The organism is Enterovibrio sp. FF113, from assembly GCF_041439165.1.
GTDB lineage: Bacteria > Pseudomonadota > Gammaproteobacteria > Enterobacterales > Vibrionaceae > Enterovibrio > Enterovibrio norvegicus_A.
Genome location: NZ_JBGONO010000001.1, coordinates 126,366 through 144,645 on the forward strand (window position 1 = coordinate 126,366; position 18,280 = coordinate 144,645).

Annotated in this window: 16 protein-coding genes; 8 read left to right on the forward strand and 8 right to left on the reverse strand. The window is 45.9% G+C overall.

What is annotated here, in order from left to right; all coding sequences use genetic code 11:
- Nucleotides 1–56 precede the first annotated feature (56 nt).
- From pdsR to ACED36_RS00660, 3 genes are read left to right on the forward strand one after another with little or no spacing between them, the layout of a single operon-like run.
- A complete protein-coding gene (gene pdsR / locus ACED36_RS00650) occupies nt 57–752 on the forward strand; it encodes a proteobacterial dedicated sortase system response regulator (protein WP_016958660.1) in 696 nt (231 codons plus the stop codon).
- Nucleotides 749–2,935, forward strand: coding sequence for a proteobacterial dedicated sortase system histidine kinase (gene pdsS / locus ACED36_RS00655; protein WP_371732559.1), 2,187 nt, complete (start codon nt 749–751; stop codon nt 2,933–2,935). The genes pdsR and pdsS overlap by 4 nt, the downstream gene beginning before the upstream one ends.
- A 31-nt stretch (nt 2,936–2,966) precedes the next feature.
- A complete protein-coding gene (locus tag ACED36_RS00660; protein ID WP_016958658.1) occupies nt 2,967–3,596 on the forward strand; it encodes a glutathione S-transferase in 630 nt (209 codons plus the stop codon).
- 144 nt (nt 3,597–3,740) lie between these two features.
- Here ACED36_RS00660 and ACED36_RS00665 read toward each other — a convergent pair whose 3' ends face one another.
- On the reverse strand, nt 3,741–4,088 hold the full coding sequence (locus ACED36_RS00665) for a helix-turn-helix transcriptional regulator (protein WP_016958657.1): 348 nt from the start codon (nt 4,086–4,088) through the stop codon (nt 3,741–3,743).
- 150 nt (nt 4,089–4,238) lie between these two features.
- Here ACED36_RS00665 and ACED36_RS00670 point away from each other — a divergent pair, with 150 nt between their 5' ends.
- Nucleotides 4,239–4,445: a DUF3283 family protein gene (locus ACED36_RS00670; protein WP_371732560.1), complete on the forward strand. Its 207-nt coding sequence runs from the start codon at nt 4,239–4,241 to the stop codon at nt 4,443–4,445.
- A 90-nt stretch (nt 4,446–4,535) separates the two neighbouring features.
- Here ACED36_RS00670 and ACED36_RS00675 read toward each other — a convergent pair whose 3' ends face one another.
- From ACED36_RS00675 to ACED36_RS00695, 5 genes are all read right to left on the reverse strand, one after another.
- Nucleotides 4,536–5,204, reverse strand: coding sequence for a class I SAM-dependent methyltransferase (locus ACED36_RS00675; RefSeq protein ID WP_016958655.1), 669 nt, complete (start codon nt 5,202–5,204; stop codon nt 4,536–4,538).
- A gap of 111 nt (nt 5,205–5,315) precedes the next feature.
- Nucleotides 5,316–6,935, reverse strand: a complete 1,620-nt coding sequence (locus ACED36_RS00680; protein ID WP_371732561.1) for a diguanylate cyclase — start codon at nt 6,933–6,935, stop codon at nt 5,316–5,318.
- 160 nt (nt 6,936–7,095) lie between these two features.
- Nucleotides 7,096–7,758, reverse strand: a complete 663-nt coding sequence (locus ACED36_RS00685) for a cupin domain-containing protein (RefSeq protein WP_371732562.1) — start codon at nt 7,756–7,758, stop codon at nt 7,096–7,098.
- 193 nt (nt 7,759–7,951) lie between these two features.
- Entirely contained in the window at nt 7,952–9,853 is a 1,902-nt protein-coding gene (locus ACED36_RS00690) for a DEAD/DEAH box helicase (protein WP_371732563.1), read from the reverse strand.
- Nucleotides 9,854–10,158: 305 nt separating this feature from the next.
- The gene (locus ACED36_RS00695; protein ID WP_371732564.1) at nt 10,159–11,823 is read right to left on the reverse strand and encodes a diguanylate cyclase domain-containing protein; all 1,665 of its coding nucleotides are present in this window, start codon (nt 11,821–11,823) and stop codon (nt 10,159–10,161) included.
- A 195-nt stretch (nt 11,824–12,018) separates the two neighbouring features.
- Between ACED36_RS00695 and ACED36_RS00700 the strand changes: the two genes are divergently transcribed.
- The gene (locus ACED36_RS00700; protein ID WP_017003461.1) at nt 12,019–14,025 is read left to right on the forward strand and encodes an exoribonuclease II; all 2,007 of its coding nucleotides are present in this window, start codon (nt 12,019–12,021) and stop codon (nt 14,023–14,025) included.
- 782 nt (nt 14,026–14,807) lie between these two features.
- On the opposite strand, the gene ACED36_RS00705 is transcribed toward ACED36_RS00700, so the two are convergent.
- Nucleotides 14,808–15,050, reverse strand: coding sequence for a hypothetical protein (locus ACED36_RS00705; RefSeq protein WP_016958649.1), 243 nt, complete (start codon nt 15,048–15,050; stop codon nt 14,808–14,810).
- Between the two features lie 119 nt (nt 15,051–15,169).
- Here ACED36_RS00705 and ACED36_RS00710 point away from each other — a divergent pair, with 119 nt between their 5' ends.
- Both ACED36_RS00710 and ACED36_RS00715 read left to right on the forward strand, forming a co-directional pair.
- Entirely contained in the window at nt 15,170–16,036 is an 867-nt protein-coding gene (locus tag ACED36_RS00710; protein WP_016958648.1) for a LysR substrate-binding domain-containing protein, read from the forward strand.
- Between the two features lie 134 nt (nt 16,037–16,170).
- A complete protein-coding gene (locus tag ACED36_RS00715) occupies nt 16,171–16,698 on the forward strand; it encodes a C40 family peptidase (protein WP_371732565.1) in 528 nt (175 codons plus the stop codon).
- A gap of 17 nt (nt 16,699–16,715) precedes the next feature.
- On the opposite strand, the gene ACED36_RS00720 is transcribed toward ACED36_RS00715, so the two are convergent.
- Nucleotides 16,716–17,432: an SDR family NAD(P)-dependent oxidoreductase gene (locus ACED36_RS00720; protein WP_371732566.1), complete on the reverse strand. Its 717-nt coding sequence runs from the start codon at nt 17,430–17,432 to the stop codon at nt 16,716–16,718.
- Between the two features lie 129 nt (nt 17,433–17,561).
- Between ACED36_RS00720 and folM the strand changes: the two genes are divergently transcribed.
- Nucleotides 17,562–18,275 carry a dihydromonapterin reductase gene (folM, locus tag ACED36_RS00725; protein WP_016958645.1) on the forward strand — a complete coding sequence of 238 codons (714 nt, stop codon included), beginning with the start codon at nt 17,562–17,564 and terminating at the stop codon, nt 18,273–18,275.
- Nucleotides 18,276–18,280: the final 5 nt, after the last annotated feature.

The window sequence follows — 18,280 nt, forward strand, 5'->3', positions numbered from 1 at the left end:
CCGCTTTTATTTTCGGGTATAGTCAAATCATCTTGTGGTTGATTATCTGAGTAAAAATGAAACGTATTGCCATCGTAGAAGACGAACCCGCTATCCGTGAAAACTACGCTGACGTGTTGAGAAAACAAGGTTATGCCGTCTCCGCCTATGCCAATCGCCAAGATGCCGAAGAGGGTTTCAAGCAACGTTTACCCGATCTGGTCATCATTGATATTGGTCTTGCTGACGAAATTGATGGCGGATTTCAGCTATGCCAAACTGTTCGAGCGATGTCTGCCACCTTACCCGTGATTTTTCTGACGGCGCGAGACAGTGACATTGATACCGTCGTTGGCCTACGCATGGGCGCTGACGACTACTTAACCAAAGACATCAGCCTGCCTCACTTGATGGCACGAATCGCTGCTCTATTCCGCCGCAGTGAACTGTTAAGCCTGGCTGCCACAGACACAGAATCTTTATTGGAACGCGGCAAATTGACGCTCGATCTCAATCGCATGCAGGTCAAATGGGAAGACCATACCGTGGACTTGACCGTCACCGAATTTTGGCTGGTTCATGCCATGGCCAAACGTCCAGGTCATGTGCGCAGCCGTCAAGATTTGATGCAAGAAGCGCACGTGGTGGTCGATGACAGTACCATCACATCCCACATCAAACGAATCAGGAAGAAGTTCATCGCTATCGATGCCGAATTTGACTATATCGACACGGTTTATGGCATGGGTTATCGCTGGGATAGCAGCAAATGAAACGCTATTTAGAACCTGTCTGGCGCTGGGTGGCGGGAATTCGCACCAAAGTTGTCTTACTCTCAGGTTTGCTTCTTTTATTACCCTTCATTGGCTACAACTATGTGTGGGAATTGGAAAATGTGTTGCGTCAAGGCCAAGAACAAACCCTGATGGGTTCGGCGCGTGCTTTCTCTATGTCACTCAACCAGCAACCTTCGCTTTTTGAAAGACAGCTAACAACCAAACCCCGATTGGAGAAAGGCAAAGATTTGTACGCTATCGCGCTGCAAACGCCTATCGATCTTGATGGATCAACCCTCGACTGGGACCGTTATAAAGTACATCGAACACATTATGGCGATGGTAACGTTATCTTCAGCCGTTCGCCTTATGAGCCTGACGATCTTCATTTCGATCTCATTCTGGCAAGCGATGGTGACGAGATCTTTGCGCTGATCGATGTCGTCGACTCATCCCCAGTATTAAAGCGTGACAACTCTCAACGCATCGACCGTAATGACCATCTTGTATTGACGTTAACAACCCCAAATGGCGAACTGAAACGTTATGCTATTTCAGCCAGTCAGAGCGGACCTACCGACGTTGCCTTGATTGAAACGACGATAACAGATGCCGAACATACCTTTCCCTCTGAGGCCATTCGAGGCTGGTGGCAAGAAACCGACCAAGGCTATGTGATCGAACTCGCCATACCTGATTGGTTGGTGGGCGAAAAGCTTGGTATCACTTACTACAATGTCAACGACCCATTTAATCGTGACGTGGAAACCATACTCGCCACCTCAAATTCGCGTAGCGCCGAAACCCTAGGGACTCTCTTAGTGCCTTCGCCTAGCCTTGAGCGCGCATTGCAGAGCATTAATGACGGTAAATCCCGTGTTTGGGTCGTTGATAAACACGGGCGGGTGCTTGCCAAAGCGGGCGATTTGCAATCCGCCAATGGTGTGTGGGAAACCACCATCAAATATCAAGACCCACCATCAGGCATCATGGGTTGGATTCAAACTGAGATTCTTAACCCCATCTACTATCAGTTGCTAGAGCGCCCACCCGAAAATATTATCGACGCAATGCAACATGCTGCCGTCTTCCGTGGTGTAGAAGTGCAGCAAGCCCTAATTGGTCGACCTTATGCCAATTGGCGTATCACACAAGAACAAGGGGCTATGATTTTGTCCGCCGCTTACCCCATCAAGGTCAATGGCAATATTGTTGGTGCAGTCGTTGTCGAGGAAACAACCAATGGCATCACGACACTGAGAAACAAGGCGCTTGAACAATTATTCAACGTGTTACTCGCCGTGATTTGTACCGGCGTTGTTGTCTTATTGCTTTTCGGGTCTCACATATCAAAGCGTGTCAGAAAACTGCGCGATGATGCTGAAAGTGCCATTGATCCGCAGGGGCGAGTGCGCCATCAATTAGAACCCGCCGAAAGCAAAGACGAAATCGGCGATCTGTCGCGGACGATGTCGACAATGGTGACCCGCCTCTCCGACTACAACAGTTACTTAGAAAAAATGTCCTCAAGCCTCTCTCATGAATTGAGAACGCCTGTCGCCGTAGTTCGTTCATCGTTGGAAAACCTTGCATTTGTTACCACAGATTCAGACCAAAGCCGTTACATAGATCGCGCTCAAGAAGGCGTTGCTCGGCTTGCTACCATTTTGTCGAGCATGACTGAAGCAACAAGGCTTGAGCAAAGCTTTGATCATTCAGAAAAGACCCATTTCCCTCTCGACAAAGTGGTCGCTGGCTGCGTTCAAGGTTATGAATATGCTTACCCCACGCAAGCATTTTCACTAAAGATAAGCGAAGGATGTTATGACATGGTCGGCGTACCGGAATATGTGGCGCAACTTCTCGACAAATTGATCGCCAATGCTGTCGAATTTCATACACCTAGCTCGGCTATTGATGTTCAGCTGATACCAGATGAACAGCAGGCACGGCTCACGGTTTCAAACCTTGGCCCTAAATTGCCAGAAAATATGGGAAATCAATTGCTCGCTTCTATGGTCTCTGTTCGGGATGAAAAGCAAAAATCCGACAAGCCGCACTTAGGGTTAGGGCTTTACATCGCGCGCTTAGTGGCAGAATTTCACGAAGGTGAGCTTGCCATCGCCAATCGCCCAAGTGGTGATGGCGTTATCGTCACGGTTTGGCTTCCTATGGCGTAAACTTAATGTCAGCCAGTTACATGGAGTGGTTATGAAATTATATGAGAAAGGCCCTGCACCTAGTGCACAACGCGTTAGCTTATTCATGGCTGAAAAAGGTATTGTGATTCCAAGAGTGGATGTGGACATTCGTGGTGGAGAAAACATCACCGATGCGTTCAAAGAAATCAGTGTGAATGGGAGGATCCCCGTTCTCGAACTCGATGACGGCTCAACACTCTGTGAATCCATTGCAATCTGCCGCTATTTAGACGCTGAATTTCCAACAGATCACGCCCTGTTTGGCGATTGTCCGCTTTCTATTGGTCAGGTCGAAATGTGGAACCGTATTGCTGAATTTCAAGGGCTATTCTCGGCTTTTCAAGCGTTTCGCAACATCACGAGTATCTACGACGACAGAGAACGCTGCGTCGAAGCTTGGGGAGTCGAATCCAAACAGCGGGTTATCGAGTTCTTACCCGTGCTCGAAAAACGCTTAGCAGAAACGCCTTATCTTGCTGGAGAGAGGTTCTCTGTAGCGGATATCACCGCTTATGTCATGTGCGGTTTTATTAAGAACCTGGGAATTCATATCGACGAATCACTGCCTTCTCTTGTCACTTGGCAACAAAAGCTCAGCCAGCGCCCAGCGTTTATTGAAGCATCAGCCGCGTTGGGTTAATCAACAGGCAGCAGATCTATTTGCCGAAGGGTATGTTGTTATCGCATTGGTCAAATCTTTCAGCGAGTCAGCTTAAATAACAATCAACAAGATAGTGAACCATTCACCCAAAACACAAAAAAGCCATCCTCGGGATGGCTTTTCTTACATTTCTTTGAGGTATTCGATAAACACTTGGTTGTCTGAGTATTCAACCTTGGTCACTTTCCCATCTACCGTCAGCGATGTTCTCACGGTAACACTCCCCACTGGCGTATTCGCATTGCTATTTCTCAAGCTGGGCAGTGCCTGATGAGGGTCCAAGCCGATCTCTTTGCAGAGTCGAAAGACGAAACTCTGTTCCATTGGAACGTCACCACGCAAAGCTTTAGATAACTCGAGTTGACTGACACCCAATCGCTTCGCCATATCAATTTGCGTAATGCGTAATTTTGCTTTGTACGACATCCAAGCATCATAAAGTGTTTGTCTGTCGTGATAGGTAAATTCCATTGTTTCCCTCTACTACCTACCCATTTGATAAGGCAATATTAGGGAAAATACCATTTACTGTGTCAGTTAACCGTAAGGGCTGCGTAAGCACTTGTCTCTCTTCTCACTCTTCGCTATGGTAACGCCGTTAATCAGATGATGAGATTTACCATGAGCTACAACCTTGCCCTGCTTCCAGCGGATGAAAAACAAAAAATAGAATTAGACAAACAAGCGTCTTATGCCGTTTGGCAGGTAAAAAATGGATTGGCCGAAAGAAGTACGTTTACGCAGCAAGCACAGGCGTTGAACAACGAAGATGAGCGTGCGCATTTTGTAAACTGTGTAGAAAAATATTCAAAAATTATGGGGCTGTGATCAGCCCCATTTTTCAATTTCGATTTGTGTACTTATCAGTCTGTCACTATTGTGGTTCTGCATAACCACAATAGTGACAACGTCACATTATTATTTCTTAGTCAGTAATGCCACATACTTGTTACTGTCATCACAATAGACAACACGACAATTAAAGTTCTTACTTTCAGCAACACGTCTCAGCGTCGACATTCCCACATCAAACCATGGCACTTCTTCACTGACTCGACCGTCAAATTCAAAAGTTAAGTGACGCGTTCGATAACCTTCATATTTCAGGTTTTCAGAACTGAGAATTAAACGCCCCCCTGGGTAAAGATTGCGATGAGCCAAATCGAGGAAGTGAAAAAAGTTTCTGATGTTACCCAGTTGCCCAATCACGCCGCGTAATGCTAACCACGTAAAAGTGCGGTCAAACATGGGGTGTTGATCAAACAAGTGACCACATATCACTGACGGAACCCCACGCTGATGCATGATGGCACACGCTATTGGAGAGCTGTCGACGGAGATAACTTTGATACCCTTAGCGACAAGAAACAGCGAATGCTCTCCACCGTTTGCGCCGATGTTTAAGACACTTCGTCGACAATACGAGAGTGCAATTCTATCTGTGGCAACGTCCTCAGGGCGGCGGAAAAAATCGGACGTCGGTATCACAGACGTTCCATTATTTTCCCTCACAATAAGTTTCCCTGATTTATTGCCGTTGTAATAGCTGGCTAGTGCTGTACCAAATACTTCAACAACGCTCTGCATAAACAATCCCCCTGTTATTCAACTAAGAGAATACGCCGAAGCAATACAGAGATATGTCTCATTTTAACAACAACTGAACTGTATCAGCTTAAAGTGCTAGTACTTTACTTGTCACAACGTGCTTAGATGCTGGCTACGCGCTTTCTTCTTCTCTCGCTTATTATGGTACATCGTTTGATCTGCTTCACTAAGCCATTGTTCTGCTGATAAAATGTTTGAACATAGTTCTTTTTCACCCAAACTTAGGGTCACAGCAATGTTAATTGGTAGTCCCTCCGAGTTGATATCCCGACAGAGTCTTTCCAGTATCTGAGGCACTTCAGATTGGGCGGTATGGCGTAAAAGGACAACGAATTCATCACCACCTATCCGTCCAGCCACATCAGAATCACGAATATTGCTGGTTAGATGCTCTGCGATCTTTACCAACACTTGATCGCCGACCTCATGACCAAATGAATCATTAATGCCTTTGAACCCATCTGCGTCAATATACACAAGCATTGAAGGGTCACCCGTCATTGAAAATTGCTGATAGGTTTCTCGAATATCATTCATGATGGCGTGGCGAGACTTAATCCCTGTCAAAGAGTCATACTCTACCAATTGACGTAACTGTTGCGCCATTGTCACCACGTTGTCCCGTTGAACAATTTCTGACGTAATGTCTGTCAGTGTACCCACGCGGTAAATAAGCTCACTATTGCCATCAAAGACGCAATGACCGCTATCACGAATGTGTTTAATGCGCCCGTCAGGAAACAGCAATCGATAGTTCACATTCCATGAATCCGTAGACGATGAGAATCTGGTGACCGATGCTATCTCTCTCTCTGCAGGGTGGATCTTTTTAAGAAATGCGCGAGGATCACCGTAAAGCGACTCGGCTGACTCTTCCCATACGTTGTCATAGCATTTGTTCACGTAGAAAAGTCGCATCGGATCGGCGCCGGATATCCAAACAACGGAACTCACATTTTCTGCAATCACACGAAACCGTCTTTCAGACGTCGCGATAACATCTTGAAGCTGTTTTTCTTCATGAATATCAAAAACGGAGATGATAAATCTTACATCACCCGACACATCATCTGATACCGCAGAGACAAAAGTTCTCACCCAAAGTTGGTGGCCATGTTTGTGTATATATCTCTTGTCTACGTGATACTGCTGTCCACCACGCCCTATCAAATTATGTCTCAGTGGTTTTTCGCTATTGGCATCTGACACATAGGTAAGGTCAAAGTCTTTTTTCGTTTTGAGTTCTTCTTCTCGGTAGCCCAACAGCTGATAAAACGCTTGATTCATATCAAGAAAATAACCATCAGAGTCTACTACTGCCATACCGAACGGGAGTCTGTCCATGGCAACGCCGCCTGGAGCAACTTCTTTTGAATGCAAGGTAAGTGCGGCAACGTAGGTAACACCAGAAGAGGTGTCGGCAACGCTTACGTTCAAAGAATAGGAGGCATTGGAACACGTGAATTTGATGGCCTTGCTGAAAGGCTCAGGTGACGTAAAAACAGGTGGCGTTGAGAAGTGGCGTTTAATGTCCAACCAAACGCCCGCAGAAAGACAATCATCAATATGACTGCTCGTTTGCTCGAACCGCAATATGTTTTGACACTCGCGATTGCTATGAACTATTTCACCTAGCTCATTGAGAATGAGCATCGGGACAGGTGCGATATCGAAGTACAGCATCTGTGATTGATTTTGAGTCTGAAACATCCGAGTCCATCATATCCTAGCGTTACTGAGGCACAATCAAGAAAGCGCTCGAACTATCGAGCTAAACACTCAAGCAATATACTAGCGGTATAGCGAGAAGACATCTGTATCAGTATTAAGCCACACGGTAAGAAAGCGCTTTCAAGCTTACCAGGTTACGTTACCCACCAGGATAAGGAAGGTGGCCAACTTTCACCCACAACAAGGTATCTTCTTCGGCAAATGGGTTGTATTCGAACATATGCGGATTGCGAAGCCAAGTCCCAGCTGGGTACTTTCCATATTCATCTCGATACTCACCACTAAGCACCAAGATTTCTTCTCCACAAAAATGAGAGATAGAGAAAAAATGCTGACCGGCAGGCCAACGGATCATGGCGACTTGTTCACCATTAAATTCATGAAGCAGCAGCATTCTTAAACGGCCTTGTCCATCAATCCAATGTTTGTCATCACGGGTGTCTATTCGTATCTGATGGTGATCATTAGCAGAAAACTGATGAAGCTTAACGAGGAGTGTGCAGCCAACATGACTAAATGGCGTGTGAGAGGTTCCGGCAGGGTTGCGGATATACGTTCCAGCAGGGTAATCGCCAAATTCATCAGAAAACACACCATGTAGGACAAGAATTTCTTCTCCAAGTGGGTGTTCGTGATGTTTGAATACACTCTTAGGCGCATACTTTACGATACTTGTTGCGTGCCCTCGTTCTTCCTCTTCACGTGCCAAAGGTTTACGAAGTACGCCATCCATAGGTGAAGGCTGCCAAGCGAGATCATTGGCATTGATAATCACCCGTCTATCAAACTGCATGTTCAGCATAAGACAATCCTCAAACAGGGAAACACTGGTCATACCCAGTTTAGGCTTGCTGTATCAATAATATAGTCCCACATTGGTGGAGACGACGTCCCAATCTTTGGAACTCATTTATTATTGAGTCTCTGATATCCTAAAATATAACAGGCACAAAAAAGCCGACTTTCGTCGGCTTTTGAATGTCATTTACAACAGATTATGCGTCCGCTGGACGACGGTCAGTACGAGCTGCAGCTGGACGACCGTTACCACCGTTACCACCACGGTCACGATTGAAACGACGCTCACCAGAAGGTTTGCCACCGTTGCCACCGCGAGGTCCGCGCTCATCAAAACGACGTGCACCGCCACCAGCGTTAGCGCCACCATTGCGGTCACCACCAGTACGACGACGTGGCGGCTCCATGTTCACATGACCTTCTACCAGTTGTGCGTCAGTTGCTTTCTGGCGAATACGCAGTTGCTTAAGTTGCGCCATAATTTCATTAGGCATTTTCTTCGGCAATTGAACGTAAGTATGGCCAGTTGCCAACTTGATAGAACCAATGAATTGCTTCTCTAGGCCAAGTTCGTTTGCGATAGCGCCAACGATATCTTTAACCTGAACGCCTTGGTCACGGCCAACTTGCAGTTGGTAAGTATCCCAATCTGCAGCATTGTAGCTACGACGCTCACCGCGATCAGCACCACGCTCTGGACGGCTGCCGTCACGAGGGCGTTCATCACGACGTGATTCACGACGTTTGTTTTCGCGCTCGATAGCAGAAAGCATTGGGTCAGGACCGGTGTAGAACAACGGACGCTTACCTTGTTGACGCTGAAGTAACATTGCAGCTAGCGTTGCAGTATCTACTTCGATTTGCTCTTGAAGCTTCTCGATTAGACCGACAAATGCTTCTAGGCTTTCTTGCTCTTTCTGCTCAAGCAGGTCAGCAGCAAGTGCAGCAAGACGTGCTTCTGCAACCTTGTCGCGCATTGGAAGTTGAATTTCTTCCATGCGAGTAGAAGTGACACGCTCAATGGTGCGCAGCATGCGGATTTGGTTGGTGCGAACCAACAGAATCGCTTTACCTGCACGACCAGCACGGCCAGTACGGCCAATACGGTGGATATACGACTCAACATCAAATGGGATGTCGTAGTTGAATACGTGAGTGATACGTGGAACATCAAGACCACGAGCAACAACATCAGTCGCAACAAGAATATCGATAACACCACGTTTGATGTGATCAACAGTGCGCTCACGTAGAGACTGAGGAATATCACCGTGCAATGCAGCAGCTTTGAAGCCACGTGCTTGCAACCAATCAGCCAGACGCTCGGTATCCTGACGAGTACGTACGAATACGATAGATGCGTCAGTTTCTTCGGTTTCAAGAAGACGAGACATTGCTTCGTCTTTTTCTACGCCTTTCACTACCCAGTATTGCTGTTCTACTTTCTCAACAGTACGGTTGCTACCAGCCACGTCAATACGAGCTGGATCGCGAAGGAAACGGTCAACGATTTCTTTTACGATCGGTGGCATGGTTGCAGAGAACAACACACGTTGTGCAGTTTCTGGCGCTTGTTCCATGATCCAAGTCACGTCATCAACAAAGCCCATTTTCAACATTTCATCAGCTTCATCTAGAACGAAAGTTTTCACTTCGTCTAGTTGCAGACGTTCGCGGTTGATAAGGTCTTTAACACGGCCAGGAGTACCAACAACAATGTGAGCACCTGAACGTAGAGCACGCATTTGATCAACGATAGAAGCACCACCGTAGATCTCTAGCACTTTCAGACCAGCGATGTTTTTACCCAGCAATTTAACTTCTGCTGCAACCTGAATAGCAAGCTCACGAGTAGGCGCCATAACAATAGCTTGTGGCTTGTGCTGGTTCAGATCGATTTTGTTAAGAACTGGCAGTGAAAACGCGGCAGTTTTACCTGTACCGGTTTGCGCCTTGCCCAGTGCATCAGCACCAGTCAATAGAAGAGGAATCGAAGCCGCTTGAATTGGCGTTGGTGATACGAAGCCAATTGAATCTAAAGCGGAAAGAAGGTTTTCAGACAGATCTAGCTGACGAAATTCAGTAACGGTATCTTGCATTGGGATCCCAATATATAGACTAAAGTAACGGGGCCCCTGCTAGCGGTTTCGTACTGTTATATTTTACTGATGCAGGGTCATTATTGTTTACGACAATGACTTCCTACTCTCTGCAACAGTAACTAACGCTACGGGCCTCGACAAATAAGGGTCAGAATTCTGCGCTAATAAACCAAAAAAAGCCAGAAAAAATTGAACAAGTTCACAATTTTTTCCTCGACTGTCGACTTTTTGACTGCAATAGCCTAATTCGCTAGCAAATTGTCGTTAATTTAGGCATGAGGTCGCACAGCACCTATCACTTTTTAGTCAACACAGACCCGATTTCTCCCCAATTTCTTCGCCATCATACGTTGTTTTTCCGCTTTTTTAAGCAACGTACTTTGCTTGGTAAACAACGAAACACCACACAGATGAACACCAACACTCAACGTAATGCGTTGGTAAATTGTTGATGTTTTGCTGCTAATATTGAGATGGCAAACTGAATTGACAATCTTTTCAGCCAACTCGCGTATCTCAACTTCATCATCATATTGCACTAAAACAACAAATTCACCCGGTGACGTTGTCACCAAATGGCAAGATTCCAGCTCCACCAAATTGTCTTCGGTCGATGCTGTAATTAACCGCAACATTCGATCAGTCGAGTCCACGCCATACTTTTTCTCATACGCGCGGAAAAAATCTATCGCAATGGATATGACAGCAAGGGATGCTTTCTGCTTTCGAACCTGTGAAACAAAACCGGATAAACTCAGCGCCAAGTGTTTTTCATTCGGTAAACCAGTACGGAAATCAGTGATATTTGCCCACAGTCCCTGTTGTTTGGTTCCTGACAATTCCCGTCTTAATTGTGCCAACTCTTTTGCTTGATCCTTGTGCACAATCTGAAGCTCAGAGAATCTCGCATTGGCTGACTCTGTTTCGCGCAATTTAATAATTTTCTGACACACCGACGCCGCAAGTAATTTAATCGCTTCTTTCTTTGGTTCGTCCAATACTGAACGATAAATTAAATTATCAGCCGCGAGCCAACCGATACACTCGTCCCGGTCCCACATCGCCATCATGATGTTCCAACCAATCCCGACTTCCTCTAATCCGAAATAAAGAGGCACGTTTTCTTTCACAATCAATTCGTTTTTCCGAGTAAACGCTTCTTCAATAAACAGACTGTTGGGCATCTCCTGACAAAAATCAGATCGGTCAACCACATTGCCATGAGGATCGGTTCCCCATGTCCCCCACATTTTCAACGTTTCCATATCACAAAGAAAAATGCCCATTCGATCGATTTGGAGTCGATCTCGTCCCAGCTCAATCGCGATTCGACACAGAGAATGTGTCGTCGTTGCTTTGGTGAATCGAAGAGATATTTCGTGAAGGCTTTTTAAGTACGTGAGCTGAGAAGATAAGGTGCGATTGTTTAAGGCTAGGTTCAACTCGTTTTGCTTTTTAGAGAGTTGCATCTGCGTGAGTTGGTGTTTGAGGACTTTGCATTTCAACTGAAAGGCAGCATCTTGACGAAGCCAATTGAACGCTTCTCGACGCAGCGTTCTGATTTCGCTTGGTATATCAATCTCAACCAGAACAAATCCCAGTAAACAGTCGCTTTTGGTCAGGGGAATAACAGCGTGTTCCCACATGACATGATTTTTTTGCCATCCGCCATGAAAGGGTAATTCAGATACAAATGAAAATTCGTCGTGATATTTTTTGGCGAGAAGTGGCCAGTCAATGAAATAGCCGCTGTATTCTTCAACGGGCTTAAAATTGGCGTAAAAACTAAACACATGCTGCGTTTGACTTGCAGCAAGCCGAAGCACGTCATTTCCCCAAACAAACAATGCAATGTTCTTGATGCCGTTTTGTTTTCTTAGTTGCTCAAAGACACACTTACACCAAGATTCAAGGGTGTCATTCGTCCCTATTTTTTCAATCTGACGCTCTAATTCAGCACTTTCCATGTGCACACCCACTCACACAACATCGACTGAACCCATTCTGTCATCCGAATCAAATTTCGCATTGCTGTTACATCAACTTTGAGATGCGCCACGAAGTTTTAGCCTGTGTTATTGAGCAAGTTGTTAGGACACACATCTTGGTTTTAATGTCTTGAATACGTATAGTGTTGCGGTTCACACTCTGAGATCAGGCTAATGTTTCAAGACAATCCGCTACTAGCACAACTAAAACAGCAAATTAAAGAAACCATTCCGAAAAAAGAAGGCACGATCAAAGCCACAGAAAAAGGCTTCGGTTTTCTTGAAGTTGATAATAAAACCAGCTACTTCATTCCACCTGTATACATGAAGAAAGTGATGCATGGTGACAAGGTTGTCGCGTTGATCCGCACCGAAAAAGAGAAAGAAGTAGCGGAACCGGATGAATTATTGGAGCAATCCATTACTCGATTCATCGGTCGAGTAAAAATGATCCGCAATAATCTCAATGTCGTCCCTGACAGTCCCCAGCTAAAAGACGCTATACGTGCTAAGACGTGTAAAGGGCTAAGTCATGATGCGTTATCTGACGGTGACTGGGTTGTGGCGAAACTTATCCGCCACCCTTTGAAAGGTGAAAACGGCTTCTTTTGTGAAATCAGTGAGAAAATCACTGACGCAAACGACAAGGGTGCACCTTGGTGGGTAACATTGGCAAAGCATGATCTGCCGAACCAAGAACCCGCACCTCAGACAAATTGGGAAATGCTCGACGAATCGCTCATCCGCGAAGATCTGACCCAAGTGCCATTTATTACTATTGACAACGCCTCAACCAAAGATATGGACGATGCGTTGCACACCGTAGCGAACGAAGATGGTACCTATACGCTGACCATCGCTATTGCTGACCCAACAGCCTATGTTGCCGAAAGCACAGAACTTGATAAACAAGCACGCGAGCGCGGTTTCACTATCTATCTGCCTGGTCGTAACATTCCAATGTTGCCTCGCGAGTTGAGCGACGACCTTTGCTCCTTGCGTGAAGAAGAAATTCGCCCTGCACTTTGTTGCCGTGTAACCGTTCAAGCCGATGGCACGATTGCCGAAGACGCCACTTTCTTTTCAGCCACCATCAAATCGCAAGCTCGTTTAGCGTATGACAACGTGTCTGATTGGATTGAGAACGGTCACAGCGAAAACTGGCAACCATCAGATGTCATTGCAGAGCAAGTGAATGCGCTCCACCGCCTTGCAAAGGCGCGTGTGAATTGGCGTGAAACCAACGCGGTGACCTTCCCTGACCGTCCAGACTATCGTTTTGAGTTAAGCGAAGACAATGACGTTATCGCCATACACGTTGACCCACGTCGTATTGCCAACCGCATGGTTGAAGAAGCAATGATCACCGCGAATATTTGTGCAGGTCGTGCTTTGCGTGAGCATTTTGGCTTTGGTGTGTTTAACACTCACGCTGGTTTTTCTACTGAGAAAATGGCGGATGCCGTTGAGATGATCAACCAACATGGTGGTGACGTAAACGCAGACACACTAGCAACCGTTGAAGGTTTCAGTGCATTGCGTCGCTGGTTGAACACCCAAGAGACCACCTTCTTGGACAATCGTATTCGTAAATATCAAGCATATAGCGAAGTGGGTACGGCACCCGCCCCGCATTTTGCAATGGGTCTGGATGTTTACGCAACGTGGACATCTCCAATCCGTAAGTATGGCGATATGGTTAACCATCGCCTACTTAAAGCGATCGTGCGTGGCGAAACCGCGGCACAAACGCCTGACGAGCTGATTGGCGATGAGCTGGCGCTGCACCGCAAGCATCATCGCATGGCCGAGCGTGACGTTTCTGACTGGTTGTATGTGCGCTTGCTTAAAGACAGCGTAAAAGAAAAGAAAGCTTTCTTGGCTGAAATTTTCGATATCAACCGTGCCGGCATGCGTGTTCGTCTTCTTGAAAATGGCGCAATGACCTTTATTCCTGGTTCATTGATTTGTGAGAACAAGAAACGCGTTGAATGCAATGCTGATATGGGAACCATCTCCGTTGACGGTAATAAAGAATTCCAACTGGGCGACCAGATTGAAGTGAATATTACTGACATCAAAGAGGCTACCCGCTCTATTGTCGGGAAGCCAACGAGAGAGTTTGCTGTCGTTGCAGAGAAGCTTGAAGCAGAAGATGCGGTTGCTACAAAGGGCGAATAATCTATCGCACCTTTAGTCTTCGAAGAAGCCAGACATCGTCTGGCTTTTTTTTGATCTGTTGATGGTCAGTTAGCGAAATTTTGGCAATAAAAAACCCGGTCCATGGAGCCGGGTCAGGTTACCTTTTGACTTTTCAGTGCGTAAGCAAAGTAAAGTCCAGCTATGCAGTAACGCCAAAAATGGACCAATCATTAGGTTGTCGGCGGCCAAACCAAATCCTTATGACTGTTTGTTGTCCAAACCAGTTTGCTCGTTGCAAACCTTATTGTTATTCAATGTATATATTTGAAACAGTACTTTGCTACATCACGCTGATGTTTGGTTGAACGATGTAAGAGTTTTCGCACAACCAAAAGAATCAACATGTTTACAATCTTCAACAGCATGACATCACATCAAACCGTCGACTCAACATAGTGATAATGCTCGCATAAAACAAAGTATGATGTAAAGTTATTGTAAACATCACCACACACATCAGTATAAGAAATCATCTTAATACTCATTGAGTTACTTTAAGCGTAGACTGCCCAATTGAAATTAACCAACTCTTCGCCTAACTTTTTATACCCTGCATGCCTGTAAATTTATCACCCCAATACCGAACTGAATGAGAACACAGCTAGATGACAGGTATATTAACCAACCGAAGACGTCGAACCCGTCTTATTCATGATACAAATATGATTCAATACTTCCCCAGTCAACAGCCAAAAAAAAACCGCAACTTCATAAAAAGATGCGGTTGGATATGCAGAGCATATTGCCAAAGGACTCGTTCTTTACTTCTGACGCCTTAATAACTCAATTTCTTTTGCTACGTCAGCGCGTGTTAAACCCACGTCGTTAAGAAAGTGTTGATCTTCCAGTTTTCGTTCAAGTTCACTGCGTAACTGATAACGACGCCATAAACCCCAACACTTGTGGACGAGGGTTGCGATGAAACCGCCATGAAGCTTGCTTGGCATTTGATCAATGTCGATGCCGTGCCGAGAATTTACCGTTCTGCTTGCTTTGCTTCTCATGACGTTTCCCCTTTTATCTGTGTCTCTTTCACTAACCCACTTGACAGTTCAATATTTAAACAATTTAATTGTTAAGAAAAGCCAATAGTTTTCACACAAAACTTCAAAGGAATTGATGTATGACCAACTTTGATATCGACCAGTTGAGAACACTCGTCGCGATCGTTGACTGCGGGAACTTTGCCGCAGCAGCAAACAGCGTTCACCGCACGCAATCTGCAGTTAGCATGCAAATGAAAAAACTTGAGGAAGTGTCAGGCGTTGCATTGTTTCAAAAACAAGGACGTCGCCATGTACTTACGTCTCACGGTATGACGTTGGTGAGCTATGCGCGCCAAATGCTGGTATTGAATGATGAGGCGATGGCCCATTTTCATAGCCCGGAAATGAACGGCATTGTTAAATTGGGTGTCTGTGACGACTACGTCAACCTTGTTTTTCGTCGGATACTCACGGGGTTTTCTGAGCGCTACCCTAACCTTCAGCTTTCAGTTCAAAGTAACAGCAGCCAACGATTGCTCAAACAAGTACTGGATGGGCGTTTAGATCTCGCATTGATTAATATTCACGACCAAAGCTACCCTGCCACACAACTCTTTACCGAAAAGCTGGTTTGGGCCAAAGCCAAGCACATTACCTACTGCAAAGACCGACCACTCCCGTTAGCCATCGAAGTCGAGTGCCGATGGGGACGGCTTGCCATGGATATTCTCGATCGCGCGAGTATCCCTTATCAGGTGGTACTTTCCGCGGCGGATTTCCATGGCCTAAACGCAGCCATTGAATCAGGCATGGCGGTTTCATTGATTGCCGCTTGCTCAGTTACGGAAGATATGGATTTGCTGGAATGGTTGAACAGTAATTCGGTAGAAACATCGATTGCCAGTGGACTAAGTCTAAAACCAGGGGCAAGTGAACCCGCGGTTCTTGCTCTGGCTGATTACATTACTGAATGGTATATGCGCCGCAATCAAAGTGCAGCATAGCGGCTTCTCTCACTGGATATCTGTCTGACTAATTAGTGAGAATAAGGCAGCACTGTGAGAGGCATAATATTGCGCCACAAGTTACTCGCATTTAGACTGGAGATATTCGCTTATAGCAGGTGTTTATTCTACTAATGCGTGCCATCATCACATTAAAAGCCATTTCGCTCGTCAGCTTTGTGCTCACGGGTTGTGAATCAACACCGACGGCCACACCCTACGATTCCACTAATGTGCACTACAAAACAGACAGGCCAAATTCATTAGCGCCATATATTAAACTGGGTGAACCTCTGAGTGCGGCATTAGTTCAATACTTCGAAGAATGGCAAGGTACACCCTATCGTTGGGGCGGAGTATCGAAGAAGGGAATCGACTGTTCGGCATTTACGCAGCAAGCTTATCAAGCCGTTTTTCAACACCCGCTGCCGCGTACTACTAGGCAACAAGTGGCGAAAGGCAACAAAACAACGTTGCACTCTGCAACCTATGGCGACTTAATCTTCTTCAAAACGGGCGCTCGCCGCTATCATGTTGGAATATATATCGGTGATAAGCAGTTCATGCATGCCTCTTCGTCGAAAGGTGTCAGCATCTCAACGTTAGACAACCCATACTGGTCAGCACGCATTTGGCAGATCCGTAGCTATTTTGCTGAATAAGCTTTCAACGATTCTCTCTACCAAGGAATCACCGTCCCATCGTGATGATATAACCGCCCTGAGTCCTCAGCGTTAACATGTTCGAATTGGGCCAGTATCCGGCTTGCCGTCAACGACGGCGAATATAACTTATCTTGGGGCCAGTTCTTGGTAAAAGGCTCTGAGAGTGCGCTTGGTGTCGTTCCTGGGTGCATCGCAATCACAGAGCAACGCTTTGAGCGCCTCCCCCATTCAACAGAAAGCGTTTTGATAAACATATTCAGCGCGGCTTTTGACATGCGGTAGCTGTACCAACCACCTAACTGATTGTCTTCAATGCTAGCAACTTTGGCACTAAGCGATACCCATGTAAGTTCTGAGTGCGAGTTAATCCACGGGGACACTGCCTGCGCTAAATATAAATGTGGCAAAACATTCACCGACATCGACTTTTCTAACCACTCTGCTGACACTTGCCCTAGGTGCTTTTCAGGAGAATGGTTGTCATCGTGCAGTATTCCTGCGCATTGAATAATACCCTTAAGATCAGACGAATAAGGGGAAAGCCAATCTCGAATCTTTTGCACATTATCCGATTGTGTCATGTCGACACACAAATGTGCGCTGACCCTGTCATCACTAGGAAGATCTGATCGGCTTGCCGTAATAACGCGATAGTCGTTTTGAAGCAGCCTCTTGGTTAATGCCAAACCAATGCTTCCATGTGAGCCAGCCACCAATACCGTCTTCTTCATCCTTATTCCTCTAAATTGTTCTGCTAATATCACCTAACACACTGATTCATCAATTATCGTGATCTTTTCAATTATTTAAACGTATTGCGTTCGGTACTGAAAATTGCACGAGCATTGGAATAGCTATATATGACTCAAAACACCATTGTGATCACTGGCGCTGCGCAAAGGATCGGGTTTGCGCTTGCTAAACATTTTGTCGAAGGCGGAAATTCGGTGATTGTTTCCTATCGTACTGAAAGGTCGGGCATCGCCACCCTACGCAAGATGGGGGTGGAATGCATTCACGCTGATTTTTCAACCGATGCTGGCATTCATCAATTTGCGAGAACATTGGCAGAGCGTAACCTTACCCTTCGTGCACTCATACACAACGCCTCGGATTGGAACGCAGAAAAGCATACTGACGATTATGCCGCCTTGTTAGATCAGATGATGCAAGTACACGTCAAAGCGCCCTACTTGCTCAATCAGGCACTCGCACCGTTTATGCGTACTGATGAGAATGCGGACAGTGACATCATTCACTTTACTGATTATGTCGTGAAGAAAGGCAGCGCGAAACATATCGCGTATGCAGCGAGTAAAGCGGCACTGGAAAACCTCACCCTATCTTTCGCACAGAAACTTGCGCCACAAGTTAAGGTGAATAGCATTGCTCCCGCACTCATTATGTTTAACGATAGTGACGACGACAATTACAAGCGAAAAGCACTGTCTAAATCTTTGATGAACCTTGCTCCAGGTGAAGCAGAGATAGTGAATGCGGTTGAATTTATATTGAACAGTAACTACATGACAGGCCAAAGCGTCAATCTTGACGGTGGCCGAGCACTAAAATAACAAGA

Bases quoted from the DNA above. Each gene is read 5' to 3' on its own strand.
- pdsR (WP_016958660.1), top strand. From the start codon at position 57: ATGAAACGTATTGCCATCGTAGAAGACGAACCCGCTATCCGTGAAAAC.
- pdsS (WP_371732559.1), top strand. From the start codon at position 749: ATGAAACGCTATTTAGAACCTGTCTGGCGCTGGGTGGCGGGAATTCGC.
- ACED36_RS00660 (WP_016958658.1), top strand. From the start codon at position 2,967: ATGAAATTATATGAGAAAGGCCCTGCACCTAGTGCACAACGCGTTAGC.
- ACED36_RS00665 (WP_016958657.1), bottom strand. From the start codon at position 4,088: ATGGAATTTACCTATCACGACAGACAAACACTTTATGATGCTTGGATG.
- ACED36_RS00670 (WP_371732560.1), top strand. From the start codon at position 4,239: ATGAGCTACAACCTTGCCCTGCTTCCAGCGGATGAAAAACAAAAAATA.
- ACED36_RS00675 (WP_016958655.1), bottom strand. From the start codon at position 5,204: ATGCAGAGCGTTGTTGAAGTATTTGGTACAGCACTAGCCAGCTATTAC.
- ACED36_RS00680 (WP_371732561.1), bottom strand. From the start codon at position 6,935: ATGTTTCAGACTCAAAATCAATCACAGATGCTGTACTTCGATATCGCA.
- ACED36_RS00685 (WP_371732562.1), bottom strand. From the start codon at position 7,758: ATGCTGAACATGCAGTTTGATAGACGGGTGATTATCAATGCCAATGAT.
- ACED36_RS00690 (WP_371732563.1), bottom strand. From the start codon at position 9,853: ATGCAAGATACCGTTACTGAATTTCGTCAGCTAGATCTGTCTGAAAAC.
- ACED36_RS00695 (WP_371732564.1), bottom strand. From the start codon at position 11,823: ATGGAAAGTGCTGAATTAGAGCGTCAGATTGAAAAAATAGGGACGAAT.
- ACED36_RS00700 (WP_017003461.1), top strand. From the start codon at position 12,019: ATGTTTCAAGACAATCCGCTACTAGCACAACTAAAACAGCAAATTAAA.
- ACED36_RS00705 (WP_016958649.1), bottom strand. From the start codon at position 15,050: ATGAGAAGCAAAGCAAGCAGAACGGTAAATTCTCGGCACGGCATCGAC.
- ACED36_RS00710 (WP_016958648.1), top strand. From the start codon at position 15,170: ATGACCAACTTTGATATCGACCAGTTGAGAACACTCGTCGCGATCGTT.
- ACED36_RS00715 (WP_371732565.1), top strand. From the start codon at position 16,171: ATGCGTGCCATCATCACATTAAAAGCCATTTCGCTCGTCAGCTTTGTG.
- ACED36_RS00720 (WP_371732566.1), bottom strand. From the start codon at position 17,432: ATGAAGAAGACGGTATTGGTGGCTGGCTCACATGGAAGCATTGGTTTG.
- folM (WP_016958645.1), top strand. From the start codon at position 17,562: ATGACTCAAAACACCATTGTGATCACTGGCGCTGCGCAAAGGATCGGG.